General features: G+C 69.8%; 11 protein-coding genes and 1 pseudogene. 5 read left to right on the top strand and 7 right to left on the bottom strand.

The features are described 5' to 3' along the window. The first annotated feature begins 1 nt into the window (after nt 1). Entirely contained in the window at nt 2-1,723 is a 1,722-nt protein-coding gene (locus AC3EGR_RS21910; protein WP_488548648.1) for an outer membrane protein assembly factor BamB family protein, read from the top strand. Then, complete coding sequence (locus tag AC3EGR_RS21905; protein WP_488548647.1) at nt 1,723-2,298, top strand: c-type cytochrome; 576 nt, start codon at nt 1,723-1,725, stop codon at nt 2,296-2,298. Before AC3EGR_RS21910 ends, AC3EGR_RS21905 begins: the two co-directional genes overlap by 1 nt. 90 nt (nt 2,299-2,388) lie before the next feature. On the opposite strand, the gene AC3EGR_RS21900 is transcribed toward AC3EGR_RS21905, so the two are convergent. Both AC3EGR_RS21900 and AC3EGR_RS21895 read right to left on the bottom strand, forming a co-directional pair. Then, a complete protein-coding gene (locus AC3EGR_RS21900) occupies nt 2,389-4,002 on the bottom strand; it encodes a gamma-glutamyltransferase family protein (RefSeq protein ID WP_488548646.1) in 1,614 nt (537 codons plus the stop codon). Nucleotides 4,003-4,006: 4 nt separating this feature from the next. Next, nucleotides 4,007-4,972 carry a tripartite tricarboxylate transporter substrate binding protein gene (locus AC3EGR_RS21895; RefSeq protein ID WP_488548645.1) on the bottom strand — a complete coding sequence of 322 codons (966 nt, stop codon included), beginning with the start codon at nt 4,970-4,972 and terminating at the stop codon, nt 4,007-4,009. 83 nt (nt 4,973-5,055) lie between these two features. On the opposite strand from AC3EGR_RS21895, the gene AC3EGR_RS21890 reads away from it, so the two are divergent. From AC3EGR_RS21890 to AC3EGR_RS21880, 3 genes are all read left to right on the top strand, one after another. Further along, nucleotides 5,056-5,910 carry a LysR family transcriptional regulator gene (locus AC3EGR_RS21890; RefSeq protein WP_488548644.1) on the top strand — a complete coding sequence of 285 codons (855 nt, stop codon included), beginning with the start codon at nt 5,056-5,058 and terminating at the stop codon, nt 5,908-5,910. Nucleotides 5,911-6,025: 115 nt separating this feature from the next. Beyond that, nucleotides 6,026-6,676 (top strand): endonuclease III, encoded by a 651-nt coding sequence (gene nth, locus AC3EGR_RS21885; protein WP_488548643.1) that lies wholly within the window; start codon nt 6,026-6,028, stop codon nt 6,674-6,676. Nucleotides 6,677-6,710: 34 nt separating this feature from the next. Then, entirely contained in the window at nt 6,711-6,995 is a 285-nt protein-coding gene (locus AC3EGR_RS21880; RefSeq protein ID WP_488548642.1) for a hypothetical protein, read from the top strand. Nucleotides 6,996-7,061: 66 nt separating this feature from the next. On the opposite strand, the gene AC3EGR_RS21875 is transcribed toward AC3EGR_RS21880, so the two are convergent. The 5 genes and pseudogenes from AC3EGR_RS21875 to AC3EGR_RS21855 form a co-directional block, all read right to left on the bottom strand. Beyond that, nucleotides 7,062-7,472 (bottom strand): hypothetical protein, encoded by a 411-nt coding sequence (locus AC3EGR_RS21875; RefSeq protein ID WP_488548641.1) that lies wholly within the window; start codon nt 7,470-7,472, stop codon nt 7,062-7,064. 57 nt (nt 7,473-7,529) lie between these two features. Next, a complete protein-coding gene (locus AC3EGR_RS21870) occupies nt 7,530-8,948 on the bottom strand; it encodes an efflux transporter outer membrane subunit (RefSeq protein WP_488548640.1) in 1,419 nt (472 codons plus the stop codon). A gap of 4 nt (nt 8,949-8,952) precedes the next feature. Then, on the bottom strand, nt 8,953-12,198 hold the full coding sequence (locus AC3EGR_RS21865) for an efflux RND transporter permease subunit (protein WP_488548639.1): 3,246 nt from the start codon (nt 12,196-12,198) through the stop codon (nt 8,953-8,955). Further along, on the bottom strand, nt 12,195-15,359 hold the full coding sequence (locus AC3EGR_RS21860; protein ID WP_488548638.1) for an efflux RND transporter permease subunit: 3,165 nt from the start codon (nt 15,357-15,359) through the stop codon (nt 12,195-12,197). Before AC3EGR_RS21860 ends, AC3EGR_RS21865 begins: the two co-directional genes overlap by 4 nt. 61 nt (nt 15,360-15,420) lie before the next feature. Beyond that, a pseudogene (locus AC3EGR_RS21855) lies at nt 15,421-15,802 on the bottom strand (hypothetical protein); the annotation flags it as partial.

Here is a 15,802-nt window from a genome sequence, read left to right as displayed (position 1 = left end):
TATGCAAGTCTTCCGTCTTTCGCTCTGGCCCGTGGCGCTCGCCTGCGCCCTGGCCGCCCTCCCCATCAAAGCCCAGGAGATCCAGGGCCAGCGTGCCCGGACCGGGCCGCCGATGATCATCAAGGCGCCGAACGTGACGCAGGACATGCTCAATGCGGCGCACAGCCAGAACATCAACTGGCTGCACACCAACGGCGGCTACGAGCAGCAGCGCTACTACGCCGGCAACCAGATCAACACGGGCAACGTCAAGCGGCTGCGGCCGGCCTTCATGTTCCAGACGGAAGTCAAGGAGTCCATGGAGACCGCGCCCATCGTGGTGGACGGGATCATGTACATGACCACGTCCTTCAACCAGGTGTACGCGCTCGACGCGAAGACGGGCCAGCAGTTCTGGCACTACAAGCACAAGATGGGGCCGATCACCACCTTCTGCTGCGGGCCCAACAACCGCGGCGTGGCGATCGAGGGCGGCAAGCTCTTCATGGGCACGCTGGACGCCAAGCTGGTCGCGCTGGACGCGCGCACCGGCGCGCTGCTGTGGGAAACGCAGATCGCCGATCCCGAGAAGGGCTACAGCGAGACCATGGCGCCCACGGTCGTCGACGGCAAGGTGCTGATCGGAACCAACGGCGGCGAGTACGGCATCCGCGGCTTCGTGAAGGCCTACGACTCGCGCGACGGCAAGCCGCTGTGGACCTTCTACACCATCCCCGAGAAGGGCCACGAAGGCGTCTGGGCCGAGAACGACCTGACCGGCCGCAACATGAAGCGCAACATCGCCGCCGAAAAGCAGGCGCTGGCGCGCGACGCCTCGTTCTACCAGACGCTGGGCGGCGGGGTGTGGATGAATCCGGCGGTCGACCTGAAGTCGCGCACGATCTTCTTCGTCGTGGGCAATCCCTCGCCCGACCTGTTCGGTGCCGAGCGGCCCGGCGACAACCTCTACACCGACTCCATGGTCGCGGTCGACCTGGACACCGGCCAGTACAAGTGGCACTCGCAGTACATCGCGCACGACGTGTGGGACCTGGATGCCGTCAGCCCGCCCATCCTGGTGGACGCCAAGGACGCCAGCGGCAAGATGGTCCCCGCCGTGATCCACGGCGGCAAGACCGGCCACGTGTACGTGCACGAGCGCGCCACCGGCAAGCTGATCCGCTACTCCGAAGCGATGATCCCGCAGGAGAACATGTGGGTGCTGCCGACGCAGCAGGGCGCGCGCATGCTGCCCGGCGCCAACGGCGGCGTGGAGTGGTCGCCCATGGCCTTCCACCCGAAGCACCGGCTCGCGTATGCGCTCAACCTGCACCAGCCCATGACCTACCACGTCGAGGACGCCAAGTACCCGGGCGGCAAGCTGTGGCTGGGCGGCGCCTTCAAGGTGATCGAGGGCGAGCAGCAATGGGGGCGGCTGGCCGCGGTCAACATCGACACCGGCAAGCTCGCGTGGAAGTTCGACACCGAGCAGCCCCTGATCGGCGGGGCACTGGCCACCGGCGGCGACCTGGTGTTCTACGGCGAAGGCAACGGCTACATCCGCGCCCTGCATGCGGGCACCGGCCAGAAGCTGTGGGAGTTCAACTGCGGCGCGGGCGCCAACGCCATGCCGGTGAGCTACATGGTCGACGGCAAGCAGTACGTCGCCATGGGCTGCGGCGGCAACACCCAGCTGGACTTCAAGCGCGGCAATACCATGGTGGTGTTCGCCCTGCCGGACTGATGCGGCGCACCGCCCTCGCCTGCCTTGCGCTGGCCGCCTTCGCCGCGGCGGCGCAGGACATCGAGGCGGGCCGTGCGAAGTCGCAGGTCTGCGCCGCCTGCCATGGCGCCGACGGCAACGGCGTCGCCGCCATGCCGGAGGTGCCGGCGCTCGCCGGCCAGACCTGGCGCTACCTGTACATCCAGCTGCGCGACTTCAAGGAAGGCCGGCGCAGCAACCCGCTGATGACGCCGATGGCGCAGCCGCTGTCGCGCGAGGACATGATCGACGTCGCCAACTTCTACGCCGCGCAGCCGCTCAAGCCCCAGGACTTCAAGGTCGACGAGGGCAAGGCGAAACTGGGCAAGGCCAAGTCCGACGAGACCCTGTGCACCATGTGCCACCTCGGCGGCTTCATGGGCCAGAACGAGATCCCGCGCGTGGCGGGGCAGAAGTACCAGTACATCGTGGCGCAACTGAAGGCGTTCAAGGACCGCACGCGCACGAACGATGCGGGCAACATGGCGGCGGTGGCCAGGACGCTGAACGAGCAGGACATCGACAACCTGGGGCATTACCTGGCGGGGTTGCGGTAGCGGGGACGGTTGTTCTCGCGCACCGCGCCTCATGTACGGTGGCGCGGCGCACACCGCGGACGGTGAGCGACGCGAACCCCACCGATGCTTCTAGAACCCCGCGGCGAGTCCATCCCGGCGCGAATCCGACGCGATCACATACCCTTCCTTCTTCGGCTCGCCCATGCGCCAGATGAACTGGCCGGCGCCGAAGTCCTGGTAGCTGTCGTTGATCACCTCGATCCTGTGGCCGCGGCCGATCAGGTCCTGCACGACGGCCTTGTCCATCTGGTGTTCGACGTTGATCTCCAGGCCGGAGTTGAAGCGCCAGCGCGGCGCGTCGCAGGCGGCCTGCGGCTGCTGGCCGTAGTCGATCATGCGCACCAGCGTCTGCAGGTGGCCCTGCGGCTGCATGTTGCCGCCCATCACGCCGAAGCTCATGACCGGCTGGCCGTCCCTGGTGAGGAACGCCGGGATGATCGTGTGGAAGGGCCGCTTGCCCGGCGCGACCTGGTTGGCGCCCGGCTGCAGGCTGAAGCCGTGGCCGCGGTTCTGCAGGCTGATGCCGAAGCCAGGCTCCACGCAACCCGAGCCGAAGCCCATGTAGTTGCTCTGGATGAAGCTGATCATCATCCCGTCCTCGTCGGCCGCGGTCAGGTAGATCGTGCCGCCCTTGACCGGGTTGCCGGCCTGGAAGTCCTGTGCCCGCTTCATGTCGATCAGCCTGGCGCGGCTGGCGAGATAGGCGTCGTCCAGCATCTGCCCGGTCGTCACCTCCATCGCGGAGCGCTCGGCGACGTAGCGGTAGACGTCGGCGAAGGCGATCTTCATCGCCTCGATCTGCAGGTGCTGCGAGTCCGCGCTGTCCACCTTGTGCGAGGCCAGGTCGAACTTGTCCAGGATGCCCAGCGCCATCAGCGCGGCGATGCCCTGCCCGTTCGGCGGGATCTCGTGCAGCGTGTAGCCGCGGTAGTTCTTCGCGATGGGCTGCACCCATTCCGGCTTGAACGCGGCAAAGTCCTGCACGGTGTGCACGCCGCCGTTGTCCTTGCTGAAACGCGCCAGCGCCTCGGCGATCTCGCCGCCGTAGAACGCCTGGCCCCTGGTCTCGGCGATCGCCCGCAGCGCGCGCGCCGCCGCGGGGAAGCGGAACAGCTCGCCTACGCGGGGCGCCCGGCCCCAGGGCAGGAAGCTTTGCGCGAACCCGGGCAGGCTGCCCAGTTCCGGCGTGGCCGCCTCCCACTTCTGCTGCACCACGATGGGCATCAGGTAGCCGCGCTCGGCGATCTCGATGGCGGGCGCGAGCAGGTCGGCGAAAGGCAGCTTGCCGTAGCGCTCCGACAGCGCCACCCAGGTCCCCACGGCGCCGGGCACCGTCGCGGAATCGATGCCGCGCTTCGGCGGGGTCTTCGCGTCGGCGCCGTACTTCCTGCGGAAGTACTCGGGCGTCCAGCCGGCGGGCGCGGGGCCCGATCCGTTGATGCCTTGCAGCTGCTTGCCGTCCCACAGGATCGCGAAGGCGTCGCTGCCCAGGCCGTTGCTCACCGGCTCGCAGATGGTCATGGCCGCCGCCGCGGCGATTGCCGCGTCGACCGCGCTGCCGCCCTTCCACAGCATGCGCAGGCCCGCCTGCGCCGCCAGCGGGTGCGAAGTGGACACCGCGTTGCGCGCGAAGACGGGGATGCGCGTGGTCGGATAGGGATTGTGGAAGTCGAACTGCTGCATGGATTCACTCCGGGGTAATGTGGCGCTCGGTGATGATCTTCTTCCACTTGGCGCGGTCCTTGTCCAGCATGGCCGCGAACTGCTGCGGCGTGCCGCCGACGGGCTCGATGCCCAGGCGCGCGAGGCGGTCCTTCACGTCCTTGTCCTGCAGCGCCTGGTTCAGCGCCGTGTTCACGCGCTGGACCAGGTCGGCCGGCAGGGCCTTGGGGCCGTAGACCCCGAACCACGTGACCGACTCGAAGCCGGGCACCGTCTCCGAGATCGCCGGCAGATCGGGCAGCAGCGCAGAGCGCTTGAGGCTGGTGATGCCCAGTGCGCGCAGGCGGCCTTCCTTCACGTGCGGCAGGCCGCTGGGCAGGGAGTCGAACAGCACGTCAACCTTGGAGCTCACCAGGTCGGGGATCGCCAGCGCCGTGCCCTTGTAAGGGATGTGCACCAGGAACACGCCGGCCTGCGCCTTGAAGTATTCGGCGGTCAGGTGCACCACGGTGCCGTTGCCGCTGCTGGCGTAATTGAGCTTGCCGGGGTTCTTGCGGGCGTACTCCACCCACTCCTTGACCGTCCTGGCCGGCGCGGTGTTGGGCACCAGCATGATGCTGGGCGCGTCGCCGACGTGGGCGATGGGGGTGAAGTCGGCCACCGCGTCGTAAGGCAGCTTGGCGGCGCCGAAGCTCGGGCCGATGCTGTGCGTGCTGCTGGTGGCCAGCAGCAGCGTGTAGCCGTCCGGCACGGCCTTGGCCACGATGTCGGAGCCGATCGCACCGCCGGCGCCCGGCTTGTTGTCGACCACCACCGCCTGGCCCAGGCGCTCGCCGAGCTTCTGCGACACGGCGCGGGCGAAGATGTCGGTGGCGCCCCCGGCCGGGAAGGGCACGACGAGGCGGATGGGCTTGGTGGGCCAGCCCTGGGCCTGGGCGGTGGGGGCCAGCAGCGCCGCGGCGGCCAGCACGAGGGGAGCGAACAGCTTCATCGCAGCGATCATAGGAACCGCCACAGCAAAGGAAAAGCGAATATTCCTTTAAAGAGGATAAAGCATTGCTTTAGCATGCCCGCATGAGCAGCATCCGCCTCCTGAGGACTTTCGCCGCGGTGGCGGGCGAAGGCTCGTTCGCCGCGGCCGCGCCGCGCGTCGCGCTCACGCAGGCCGCCGTGGGCCAGCAGATGCGCGCGCTGGAGGCGGAGTTGCGCCGCCCCCTGTTCGAGCGCCAGGGCAAGACCGTCGTGCTGAACGAGGCGGGCCGCGCGCTGGTGCCGCAGGTGCGGCGCCTGCTCGGCCTGTACGAGCAGATGCTGGCGCCGGCCCGCGGCATGGATGCCATGGCCGGCACGGTGACGCTGGGGTCGGTCGTCTCCGCCGTGCGGCCGCTGATCCAGGCCACCCTGGCGCTGAAGGCGCGGCACGCGGCGCTGGACCTGCACGTGCTGGCCGCCAAGTCCATCGAGCTGGTCGAACGCGTGCAGGCCGGGGAGCTCGACGCGGCCATCGCCGTGCGCGAGCCGGGCGCCCGGCCCGACCTGGTGTGGACCGCCCTGTATGCCGAGCCCATGGTGCTGCTGGCGCCGCGCCGGCTGGACGAATCCAGTCCGCGCGCCATCCTGCAGCGCCAGCCCTTCATCCGTTTCGATCCGACCCAGCACACCGGGCGCCTGGTCGAGCGATCGTTGAAGCGCCTGCGCGTGAAGCCGCAGGAGTTCCTGGAGCTCAACGCCCTGGAGAGCATCGTCGACCTGGTGCGCGCCGGCCTGGGCGTGTCCGTCGTGCCGCTGCTGCACGGCGCGCGCTGGGCGCAGGACGCCAGGCTGCGGGTGATCGAGCTGCCCCAGGCCGAAGAGCGCAGGATCGCCCTGGTGCAGCGGCGCGATTCGTCGACCGCGGCGATCGTGGCGGCGGTGGTCAAGGAGTTGTGAGGGCGGGAGCGCGCGAAGCGTTGCCCCGGCGAAGCCGGATGGAGGGTCGCCCGGCGCAGCCGGGGACGGTGAGCGTGCGCGAACCCCACCGCCACCCCGCGCGACAATCCCCTGCATGAAAGCCGCCGACATCGAACCTTTCTTCGCCACGCTCAAGGCCGCCAACCCGATGCCCAGGAGCGAGCTGGAGTACAGCACCGTGTTCGAACTCCTCACGGCGGTGCTGCTGTCGGCGCAGGCGACCGATGCCGGCGTCAACAAGGCCACGCGCCGGCTCTTCCACGTCGCCAACACGCCCCAGGCGATCCTCGCGCTCGGGCAGGAGGGGCTGGAGGAGTACATCAAGACCATCGGCCTGTTCCGCAACAAGGCCAAGAACCTGCTGGAGACCTGCCGCATCCTGATCGAGCAGCACGGCGGCAAGGTGCCGCGCGAGCGCGAGGCGCTCGAAGCGCTGCCCGGCGTGGGCCGCAAGACCGCCAACGTGGTGCTGAACGTGGCCTTCGGCGAGGACGCGATGGCGGTGGACACGCACATCTTCCGCGTCAGCAACCGCACGGGCCTGGCGCCCGGCAAGGACCCGCTGGAGGTCGAGCGCAAGCTGATGGAACGCGTGCCCCCGGCCTACATGCAGGACGCGCACCACTGGCTCATCCTGCACGGCCGCTATGTCTGCGTCGCGCGCCTGCCCAGGTGCTGGCAGTGCGCCGTGGCGCGCTGGTGCGACTACCAGCCCAAGACGCCGCCGCCGGCGCTGCAGGCCTAGTGTCACAATGGCCGCATATCGTTGAGAGACCGCCATGGACCAGGACCAGGAAATCCGAGAAACACTAGACGTCCACAGGCAAAGCATCCAGGGCCTCGTGGACAACCAGCTGATGCTCGCCGCGCAGGTGCACGTCCTGCAGGCCGCCCTCGCCACCGTGCTGCTGCACCACCCCGAGCGCGGGACGCTGCTGCGCACCTTCAAGGGCTACATGAAGATCTCCAAGGAGTCGACGCCGCAGCTGGCCAAGCACATGGAGGCGCTGGAAGGCGGCATGCTGGCGCTGCTGGGGCAAGGGACGGAGCCGGAAAAGGGCTGAGGCCCCGCGCCGGCGTCGGCCCCGCACCATGGGGACGCGGGCTTGCGGCTCGGGGCCGCACTGACATCAAGCCGACCAGTCCCCGAACCCGAAGCGGAACACCCGCGGCTGCTTTTCCGCCGGCCGCTGCAACCTCAGTTCCAGCTCCTTCGGCCGCGGCTGGATGGCGATGAACTTGAGCACGCCGGCGCGGTGCTGGGTGCCGTCCTTGTCGCCTTCCCAGGCCAGCGGCTTCATGCGGCGGCCGTCGCCCAGCAGCACGAAGTCGTCCAGCGGCTCGTCCCCCTTGAGCTGGCGCGTGCCGGCCGCGTGGTAGGCCACCGCGAAATCCCAGACCGTGCTGCCCGCGCCGACGTTGCCCGGCGTCACGGCGACGGTCACGCCCTGCACGACGCTCGTCTGCGTCACCGCAGGCCAGGCCGCCACCCCCACCGAGATCAGGACCGCGAGGACCGCGGCGAACTTTCCATTGCCCATGGCGATACGTTACGCCTGCGCGGGCGCCGCACCTTGACTGGCATCAAATGCCCTTGGTCAGTGTCCGGCTTCGGCCACGGCCAGGCCGCCCCAGCCGCCGCCCAGCGCCTGGATCAAGGCCACCACGGCCGCCTGGCGGTCGATCTGCGACTGGATCATGGCCCGCCGCGCCGCCGCCGCGCTCTGCTGCGCCGTGATCACCTCGGTGTAGTTCACCTGCCCGGCCTCGTAGCGATTGAGCACCTGCTGCTCCACCAGGTCGGCCGCGCGGCTCGCCTGCGTGCGCAAGGACTGCTGCTGCTCCAGCACGCGCAGGGCGACCAGCTGGTTCTCCACGTCCTGGAAGGCCGTGAGCACGGTCTGCCGGTAGCGCGCCGCCGACTGGTTCAGCGTCGCCCGGGCCTGGTCCACCCGCGCGCTGGTCGCGCCGGCATCGAAGATCATCTGCGCGACCGACGTGCCCAGCGCCCACACGAGGCTGGACGCGTTGAACAGGTCGCCGATGCTCGCGGCCGACGAGCCGATCGACCCCGTCAGCGAGAAGCTCGGGAAATAGCCGGCGCGCGCGATGCCGATCTGCGCATTGGATTGCTGCACCACGCGTTCGGCCGCTGCGATGTCCGGACGGCGCTGCAGCAGCGTGCTGGGCACTTCCGCCGGCAAGGACGGGATGCGCACGGTCCACTTCAGGTCCACGGGGATGTCGAAGTTCGCCGGCGCACGGCCGACCAGCACTGCCACCGCATGCTCGAAGGTGGCGCGCTGCTGCTCGATGCCCAGCAGGTCCGCCCGCGCGTTGGCCAGCTGGCTCTCCGCCTGCAGCGTGTCCGTGCGCGCGACGATGCCGGCCGCGTAGCGGTTTCCGGTGATCTGCGAATTGCGCTGGTAGCCGGCCACGACCTGCTGCTGCAGCGCATAGGCGATGTCGGCCTGCCGCAGGGCGAAGTAGTTGGCGGCAAGTTCGCCGCGCGCCGCGAGCTGGGCCGCGGCCAGGTCGGCCTGCGCGATCTGTTCGCCCAGCCGCGCGGTCTGCACGCTCAGCCGCAGGCGGCCGAACACGTCCGGCTCCCAGCTCGCGCCTATGTTGAAGCGGTAGCTGCGCGTGGTGGGCCGGTCCGGTCCCCCGGTGCGGTTCTGGCTCGCATCCAGGCTCACCTGCGGGAACAGCGCCGCGCGCTGCTCGCGCGTGATGGCCCGCGCCTGGTCGTACGCCGCCACGGCGGCCACGACGTTCTGGTTGGAGATCTCGACCTGCGAGGCCAGCGCGTTGAGCAGCGGGTCGTCGAACAGCTCCCACCACGGCCCTTTCTCCAGGGTGTCCGCGGGCGCGGCCTGCACCCACACGCCCTTGCCTTCCTTGAAGGCCACGGGAACGTCCGTGACGGGCGGCTCGTAGGTCGGCGCCAGGTTGGCGCAGCCGGCGAGCAGCAGCGCGGCGACGAGGGACAGGGGACGGAGGGCGCGGAGGCTTTTCATTCTTTCAGGCAACGGTCTGGGCTTCGCCGTGGCGGGACAGCAGGCGCTCGTTGGGGCTGCGGCGGCGCAGCTTGTCCAGCAGCAGGTAGACCACGGGTGTCGTGAGGAGCGTGATCACCTGGCTGGCCACCAGGCCGCCGATGATCGCCACGCCCAGCGGCCGGCGCAGTTCGGCGCCCTCGCCGAAGCCGATGGCCAGCGGCAGCGCGCCCAGCATGGCCGCCAGCGTGGTCATGAGGATGGGGCGGAAGCGCAGCAGGCAGGCCTCGCGCACCGCGTCGTAGGGCGACAGGCCGCGCGAGCGCTCCGCGTCCAGGGCGAAGTCGATGATCAGGATCGCGTTCTTCTTGACGATGCCGATCAGCAGGAACAGGCCGATCAGCGCCATGATGGAGAAGTCCATCTTGAACAGCAGCAGCGCCAGCACGGCGCCTATGCCCGCCGAGGGCAGCGTGGAGAGCACCGTGATCGGGTGCACCAGGCTTTCGTAGAGCACGCCCAGCACGATGTAGATCACGACGATGGCGGCGAGGATCAGCATCGGCTGCTGCTGGTTGGTCTCCTGCGCCTGGCGCGCCTGGCCCTGGAAGCTGCCCCGCACGTTGATCGGCATGCGGATTTCGTCGGCCGCCGCCCGCACCGCGGCTTGCCCGTCCTGCAGGGTGGAGCCCTCCTCCAGGTTGAAGGACACCGTGGTCGCCAGCTCCGCGTCCTGGTGGTTGATGGAGGTGGCGGTCGGCCGCTCGGAAAAATGCGCAATGGCCGACAGCGGCACCATGGTCGTCGGCGCGGCGCTGACCGACTGCCCGGTGGAGGCGTCGCGCAGCGAGGGATTGGCCGAGGTCGCGGCGCCCGTCGTGGCCGTGGCCGCCGGGCTGCTGGCGGCCTGCGCGCTCGCCTGCACGGTCGCCGCGCCGGTGTTCTTCGCCGGCACGTAGACGTTCTTCAGCGCCTCGGGGCTGCGGATGTAGCGCGGCGCCAGCTGCATGATCACCTTGTACTGGTTCAGGTCCTCGTAGATGGTCGCCACCTGCCGCTGGCCGAAGGCGTCGTACAAGGCGTTGTCCACGTCGCGCGAGCTGATGCCCAGGCGCGCCGCCGTCTGCTTGTCGACCTCCACGTAGGTCTCGACCCCGTTCTCCTGCTGGTCGGTGTCCACGTCGGTGAGCGCGGGCTGGCGCTTCATGGCTTCGGCCAGGCGCGTCGCCCACAGCTTGAGGTCGTCCTGGTTGTCGCTCTTGAGCGTGTACTGGTAGGTGCTGTTGGACTGGCGGCCGCCCATGCGCAGGTCCTGCACCGGGTTGAGGAACAGGCTCACGCCGGTCACGCGCGCCAGCTGCGGCCGCAGCCGCGCGATCACGGCCTGCCCGCGCTCGGCGTTGCCGCCGCGCTTGAGGTTCACGAACATGAAGCCGCCGCCCGCGCGGCCGCCGCCGGTGAAGGCCACCACGGTCTCCACCGCCGGGTCGTTGCGGATGATCTCCACCAGCTGCCGGATCTTGTCCTGCATCTGCTGGAAGGAGATGCTCTGGTCGGCGCGGATGCCGCCGTTGATCTGCCCCGTGTCCTGCTGCGGGAAGAAGCCCTTGGGCACTCGCACGAAGAGGAAGCCGTTGAGCGCGATCACCAGCACCAGGATCAGCAGCACCAGCCACTGCGCGGACAGCGCCCAGTCCAGGCTCCAGGCGTAGACGCGCTGCGTGCCGGCGAAGCCGCGCTCGGCCCAGCGCGCGATGCGGCCCGGCCTCTTCTCGTGCGCATCCTTGCGCAGCAGCCAGGCACACATCATGGGCGTGGTGGTCAGCGAGATGAACAGGGAGATGATCACCGCGGCCGACAGCGTCACGGCGAACTCGCGGAACAGCCGCCCGACCTGCCCGCCCATGAACAGCAGCGGGATGAACACCGCGATCAGCGACAGGCTGATCGACAGCACCGTGAAGCCCACTTCGCGCGCGCCGCGCAGCGCCGCCTGGAAGCGGTCCATGCCGGCCTCGATGTGGCGCGAGGTGTTCTCCAGCACCACGATGGCGTCGTCGACCACGAAGCCGGTGGCCACCGTCAGCGCCATCAGCGACAGGTTGTTGAGCGAAAAGCCCAGCATCCACATGACGCCGAAGGTGCCCAGCAGCGAGACGACGGTGGCCACCGCGGGGATGAAGGTGGCGCGCGCGCTGCGCAGGAACAGGCTCACCACCAGCACCACCAGCAGGATGGCGATGCCCAGCGTCAGCTCCACCTCGTGCAGCGAGGCGCGGATGGAGTGGGTGCGGTCGGACGCGACTTCCAGCTTGACGTCCTTGGGCAGCGCCGCTTCGAGCTCGGGCAGCAGGTCGCGCACGGCGTCCACCGTCTCGATCACGTTGGCGCCCGCCTGCAGCGTCACCAGCACGACCACCGCGGGACTGCCGTTGAACAGGCCCATGGTGTTGATGTTCTCGACGCCGTCGCTCACCTCGGCCACGTCGGCCAGCCGCACCGCGGCGCCGTTGCGCCAGCCCACGACCAGGCCGCGGTAGTCCGAGGCCGACTTGCCGTTGTTGGCCATGCCGGTGCCGGTGTAGATCTGCAGCCGGGTGCCGTTGATGGCGATGTCGCCCTTGGGGCGGTTGGCCGTGCCGGCCTGGATGGCGGCGCGGATGTCCTCCATCGCGATGCCGTAGCGGCTGAGGGCGAAGGGGATCAGCTCCACCCGGATCGCCGGCTGCGAGCCGCCGCCCAGCTCCACGTCGCCCACGCCCGGGACCTGCGCGATCTTCTGCTGCACGATGTTGGACACCGCGTCGTAGATCTGCCCGGGCGAGCGCGAAGGCGAGGTCAACGCCAGGATCAGCACCGGCGCCGCCGAGGGATTGGCCTTGCGGTAGGTCGGGTTGCTGCGCAGCGTGGACGGCAGGTCGGCGCGCGTCGCATTGATCGCCGCCTGCACTTCGCGTGCGGCGGCGTCGATGTTGCGGTTGATGTCGAACTGCAGCGTCACGCGCGCGCTGCCGGTGCCGCTGTTGGACGTGATCTCGTTGACGCCCGCGATGGTGGCCAGCCGCCGCTCCAGCGGCGTCGCCACGCTGGTGGCCATGGTCTGCGGGCTCGCCCCCGGCAGGTTGGCCGACACCGAGATCACCGGGAAGTCCACCTGCGGCAGCGAGGCCACCGGCAGGTGGAAGAACGCGAAGATCCCGGCCAGCGCGACCCACACGGTCAGCAGCACCGTGCCGACGGGGCGGCGGACGAAGGGGGAGGAGAGGTTCATTCAGCGGCTCGCGGCTGCCCCCACCCCGGCCCTCCCCCAGGGGGAGAGGGAGGTTCCTCGTGCCCCTCCCCCCTCTGGGAGGAGGCTGGGAGGGGGGCGTCCCCGCGCTTGCCCCGGAACCGCCGCCCCAGGCGATCGAACCCCAGGTAGATCACCGGCGTCGTGAACAGCGTCAGCAGCTGGCTGACGATCAGGCCGCCGAAGATCGCCAGGCCCAGCGGACGGCGCAGCTCCGCGCCCTCGCCGAACCCGAGCATCAGCGGCACCGCGGCGAACAGCGCCGCCAGCGTCGTCATCAGGATGGGGCGGAAGCGCAGCAGCGCCGCCTGGTGGATGGCCTCGCGCGGCGACCGGCCCTGCTCCCGCTCCGCATCGAGGGCGAAGTCGATCATCATGATCGCGTTCTTCTTGACGATGCCGATCAGCAGGATGATGCCGATGATGCCGATCACGCCCAGGTCGTTGCCGGTGACCATGAGCGCGAGCAGCGCGCCGATGCCGGCCGAGGGCAGCGTCGAGAGGATCGTCAGCGGGTGCACGTAGCTCTCGTACAGCACGCCCAGCACGATGTAGACGCAGACCACCGCCGCGAGGATCAGCCACAGCTGGTTCGACAGCGAGGACTCGTAGGCCCCCGCCGCCCCCAGGAAGGTGACGCTCACGGTCGCCGGCAGCTGCAGCTCCTTCAGCGCCGAACGGATCACGTCCACCGACGTGCCCAGCGCGACGCCCGGCGCCGTGTCGAACCCGATGCTGGCCGCCGGGTACTGCGCCACGTGCGTCACCTGCAGCGGCGCGCGGCGCTCGCTGATGCGCGCCACCGCGGTGAGCGGGGTCGGCTCGCCGGAGCTGCCGCGCAGCTGGATGCTGTCCAGCGCGTTGGTGCTGGTCTCGGGCCGCGCCTCCAGCACGACGCGGTACTGGTTGGTCTCGGTGAAGATGGTCGAGACGATGCGCTGGCCGAAGGCGCTGTACAGCGCGTCGTTGATGCTGGAGGTGCTGATGCCCAGGCGCGCGGCCGTGTCGCGGTCGACGTCCACGTACATCGCCGCGCCCGTGGCGGCCGCGTCGCTGGTGACGTTGGCCAGCTTGCGCTCCTGCCGCAGCCGCTCGACGACGCGCAGCGCCTGCTCGTTGACCGTCGGCGTATCGGCGCCTTCCAGCGCGATGCGGTATTGCGTGGGGCCGGTTTCGGACTCGATGGTCAGGTCCTGCACCGGCTGCAGGAAGATCCGCACGCCGGCAACGCGCTGGCCGCGCTGGCGCAGGCTGTCCATCACCGGCTGCAGGTTGCCGCGGGCGGACTTCAGGTTCACCAGCATGCGCCCCGTGTGCAGCATGGTGGCGTTGGCCGCGTCCACGCCCACGAAGCTGGCGATGGAGGCCACGGCGGGATCGTCCATCAGTTCCTTCGCCACCTGCTGCTGCAGCTCGGCCATGCGCGGATAGGAGATCGACTGCGCCGCCTCCACGCGCACCTGCAGCTGCCCCGTGTTCTGCGTCGGGAACAGGCCCTTGGGGATCAGCATGTACAGCAGCACGGTGAGCACCAGCGTCCCCAGCGCCACCAGCAGCGTGAGCGTCTGGCGCGCCAGCACCCAGTGCAGCGCCTGGTCGTAGCGGTGGATCACGCGGTCGAACCCGCGCTGGATCCGGCCGCCCAGTCCCTTCTCCGGCTCGTGGTGCGCCTTGAGCCAGCGCCCCGACATCATCGGCACGAGCGTCAGCGACACCACGGCGGAGATCAGGATGGTGATGGCGAGCGTCACCGCGAACTCGCGGAACAGCCGGCCGATCACGTCGCCCATGAACAGCAGCGGGATCAGCACGGCGATCAGCGAGACGGTCAGGGAGATGATGGTGAAGCCGATCTCGGTGGCACCCTGCAGCGCGGCCTGCATCGGCTTGACGCCGTTCTCGATGTGCCGCGAGATGTTCTCGATCATCACGATCGCGTCGTCCACGACGAAACCGGTGGCGATGGTCAGCGCCATGAGCGACAGGTTGTTCAGGCTGTACCCCAGCAGGTACATCGCGCCGCAGGTGCCGACCAGCGAGATCGGCACCGACAGGCTCGCGATGAGCGTGGCGCGCGGGCTGTGCAGGAAGGCGAAGATCACCAGCACCACCAGCAGCACGGCCAGCACCAGCTCGATCTCCACGTGCTCCACGGAGGCCCGGATGCCGGTGGTGCGGTCGGCCAGCACGTGCACTTCGATGGAGGCCGGCAGGCCGCCGGTGAGCTCGGGCAGGCGCTGCTTGATCGCGTCGACGGTGGCGATCACGTTGGCGCCGGGCTGGCGCTGCACGTTCAGGATGATGGCCGGCTGCAGGTTGGCCCAGGCACCGAGCTTGACGTTTTCCGCGCTCTCCACCACCTGCGCCACGTCCGCCAGCCGCACCGGCGCCCCGTTCTTGAAGGCGACGATGAGGTCGCTGTAGTCCTTGGCGGTGACCAGCTGGTCGTTGGAGTTGATCGTGTAGGCGCGCGTGGGCCCGTCGATGCTGCCCTTGGCGGCGTTCGCGTTGGCCGTGGAGATGGTCGAGCGGATGGTGTCCAGGGTCAGCCCCAGCGAGGCCAGCGCCCGGTTGTCCGCCTGGATGCGCACGGCCGGACGCTGCCCGCCGGCGAGCGTGACCAGGCCCACGCCGTTCACCTGGCTGATCTTCAGGGCCAGGCGCGTGTCGACGATGTTGCGCACGTCGGTCAGCGGCAGCGTGGACGAGGTGATCGCGAGCGTCAGGACGGGCGCGTCGGCCGGGTTGACCTTGGCATAGACCGGCGGTGCCGGCAGGTCCGCAGGCAGCAGCGAGCCGCCCGCGTTGATCGCCGCCTGCACCTGCTGCTCGGCGACGTCCAGGGCGAGGCCGAGGCCGAATTGCAGGGTGACGACCGAGACCCCCGCCGCACTGGTGGAACTCATGCGCGACAGGCCCGGCATCTGGCCGAACTGGCGCTCCAGTGGCGCCGTGACCGTCTGCGCCATCACCTCCGGGCTCGCGCCCGGGTAGAGCGTCTGCACCTGGATGGTCGGGTAGTCGACCTGCGGCAAGGCGGACAGCGGCAGGAACCTCAGGCCCACCAGGCCGGCCAGCACGATGGCCACCATCAGCAGCGAGGTCGCGACCGGCCGCAGGATGAAGGGACGCGACGGACTCATGTGCCTTCACCCCGCCCTTGTGCGCCGTGGAGAAGGTGGGAAATGCGCTCCGCGGACATCGTCATTGGGATTGCTGGCTCGCCTCGCGCTGGGCACGCCGTTGCGCGCGCCTTTGCTCCCGCTCCTCCGGTGTCAGCTTCTGGAACTCGGCCGCGCGCGCGGCGCGCTCTTCCGGCGGCAGGTTCGCCCAGGGGCTGGCGCCGGGCTGCGCCGGTGCGCCCATGGCCGACGAGGCCGCGGCCTGGGCCGGGCTGACGGCGTTCGGTGGCGAGCCCGCCCAGGTGCGCTTGCCGGCGGCTTCCTGCTGCGTGGCCGAGGCGCCGGCAAAAGGCGTCATGGCCGGTCGCTGCGCGGCCGAGGCGCCGCTGAAAGGCTCCGACGCGCCGGGCAGCGCGCCCGATGCGGCAGCGCCCGGTGCCGAGGCGCCGTCGCGCCGGCGGCGG

This window comes from Ramlibacter sp. G4-7 (assembly GCF_057784995.1).
This window is presented reverse-complemented; position numbering and strand designations above follow the sequence as displayed.

Excerpts from the sequence above, each read along its gene's own strand:
- AC3EGR_RS21910 (WP_488548648.1), top strand. The coding sequence starts at position 2 with ATGCAAGTCTTCCGTCTTTCGCTCTGGCCCGTGGCGCTCGCCTGCGCC.
- AC3EGR_RS21905 (WP_488548647.1), top strand. The coding sequence starts at position 1,723 with ATGCGGCGCACCGCCCTCGCCTGCCTTGCGCTGGCCGCCTTCGCCGCG.
- AC3EGR_RS21900 (WP_488548646.1), bottom strand. The coding sequence starts at position 4,002 with ATGCAGCAGTTCGACTTCCACAATCCCTATCCGACCACGCGCATCCCC.
- AC3EGR_RS21895 (WP_488548645.1), bottom strand. The coding sequence starts at position 4,972 with ATGAAGCTGTTCGCTCCCCTCGTGCTGGCCGCCGCGGCGCTGCTGGCC.
- AC3EGR_RS21890 (WP_488548644.1), top strand. The coding sequence starts at position 5,056 with ATGAGCAGCATCCGCCTCCTGAGGACTTTCGCCGCGGTGGCGGGCGAA.
- nth (WP_488548643.1), top strand. The coding sequence starts at position 6,026 with ATGAAAGCCGCCGACATCGAACCTTTCTTCGCCACGCTCAAGGCCGCC.
- AC3EGR_RS21880 (WP_488548642.1), top strand. The coding sequence starts at position 6,711 with ATGGACCAGGACCAGGAAATCCGAGAAACACTAGACGTCCACAGGCAA.
- AC3EGR_RS21875 (WP_488548641.1), bottom strand. The coding sequence starts at position 7,472 with ATGGGCAATGGAAAGTTCGCCGCGGTCCTCGCGGTCCTGATCTCGGTG.
- AC3EGR_RS21870 (WP_488548640.1), bottom strand. The coding sequence starts at position 8,948 with ATGAAAAGCCTCCGCGCCCTCCGTCCCCTGTCCCTCGTCGCCGCGCTG.
- AC3EGR_RS21865 (WP_488548639.1), bottom strand. The coding sequence starts at position 12,198 with ATGAACCTCTCCTCCCCCTTCGTCCGCCGCCCCGTCGGCACGGTGCTG.
- AC3EGR_RS21860 (WP_488548638.1), bottom strand. The coding sequence starts at position 15,359 with ATGAGTCCGTCGCGTCCCTTCATCCTGCGGCCGGTCGCGACCTCGCTG.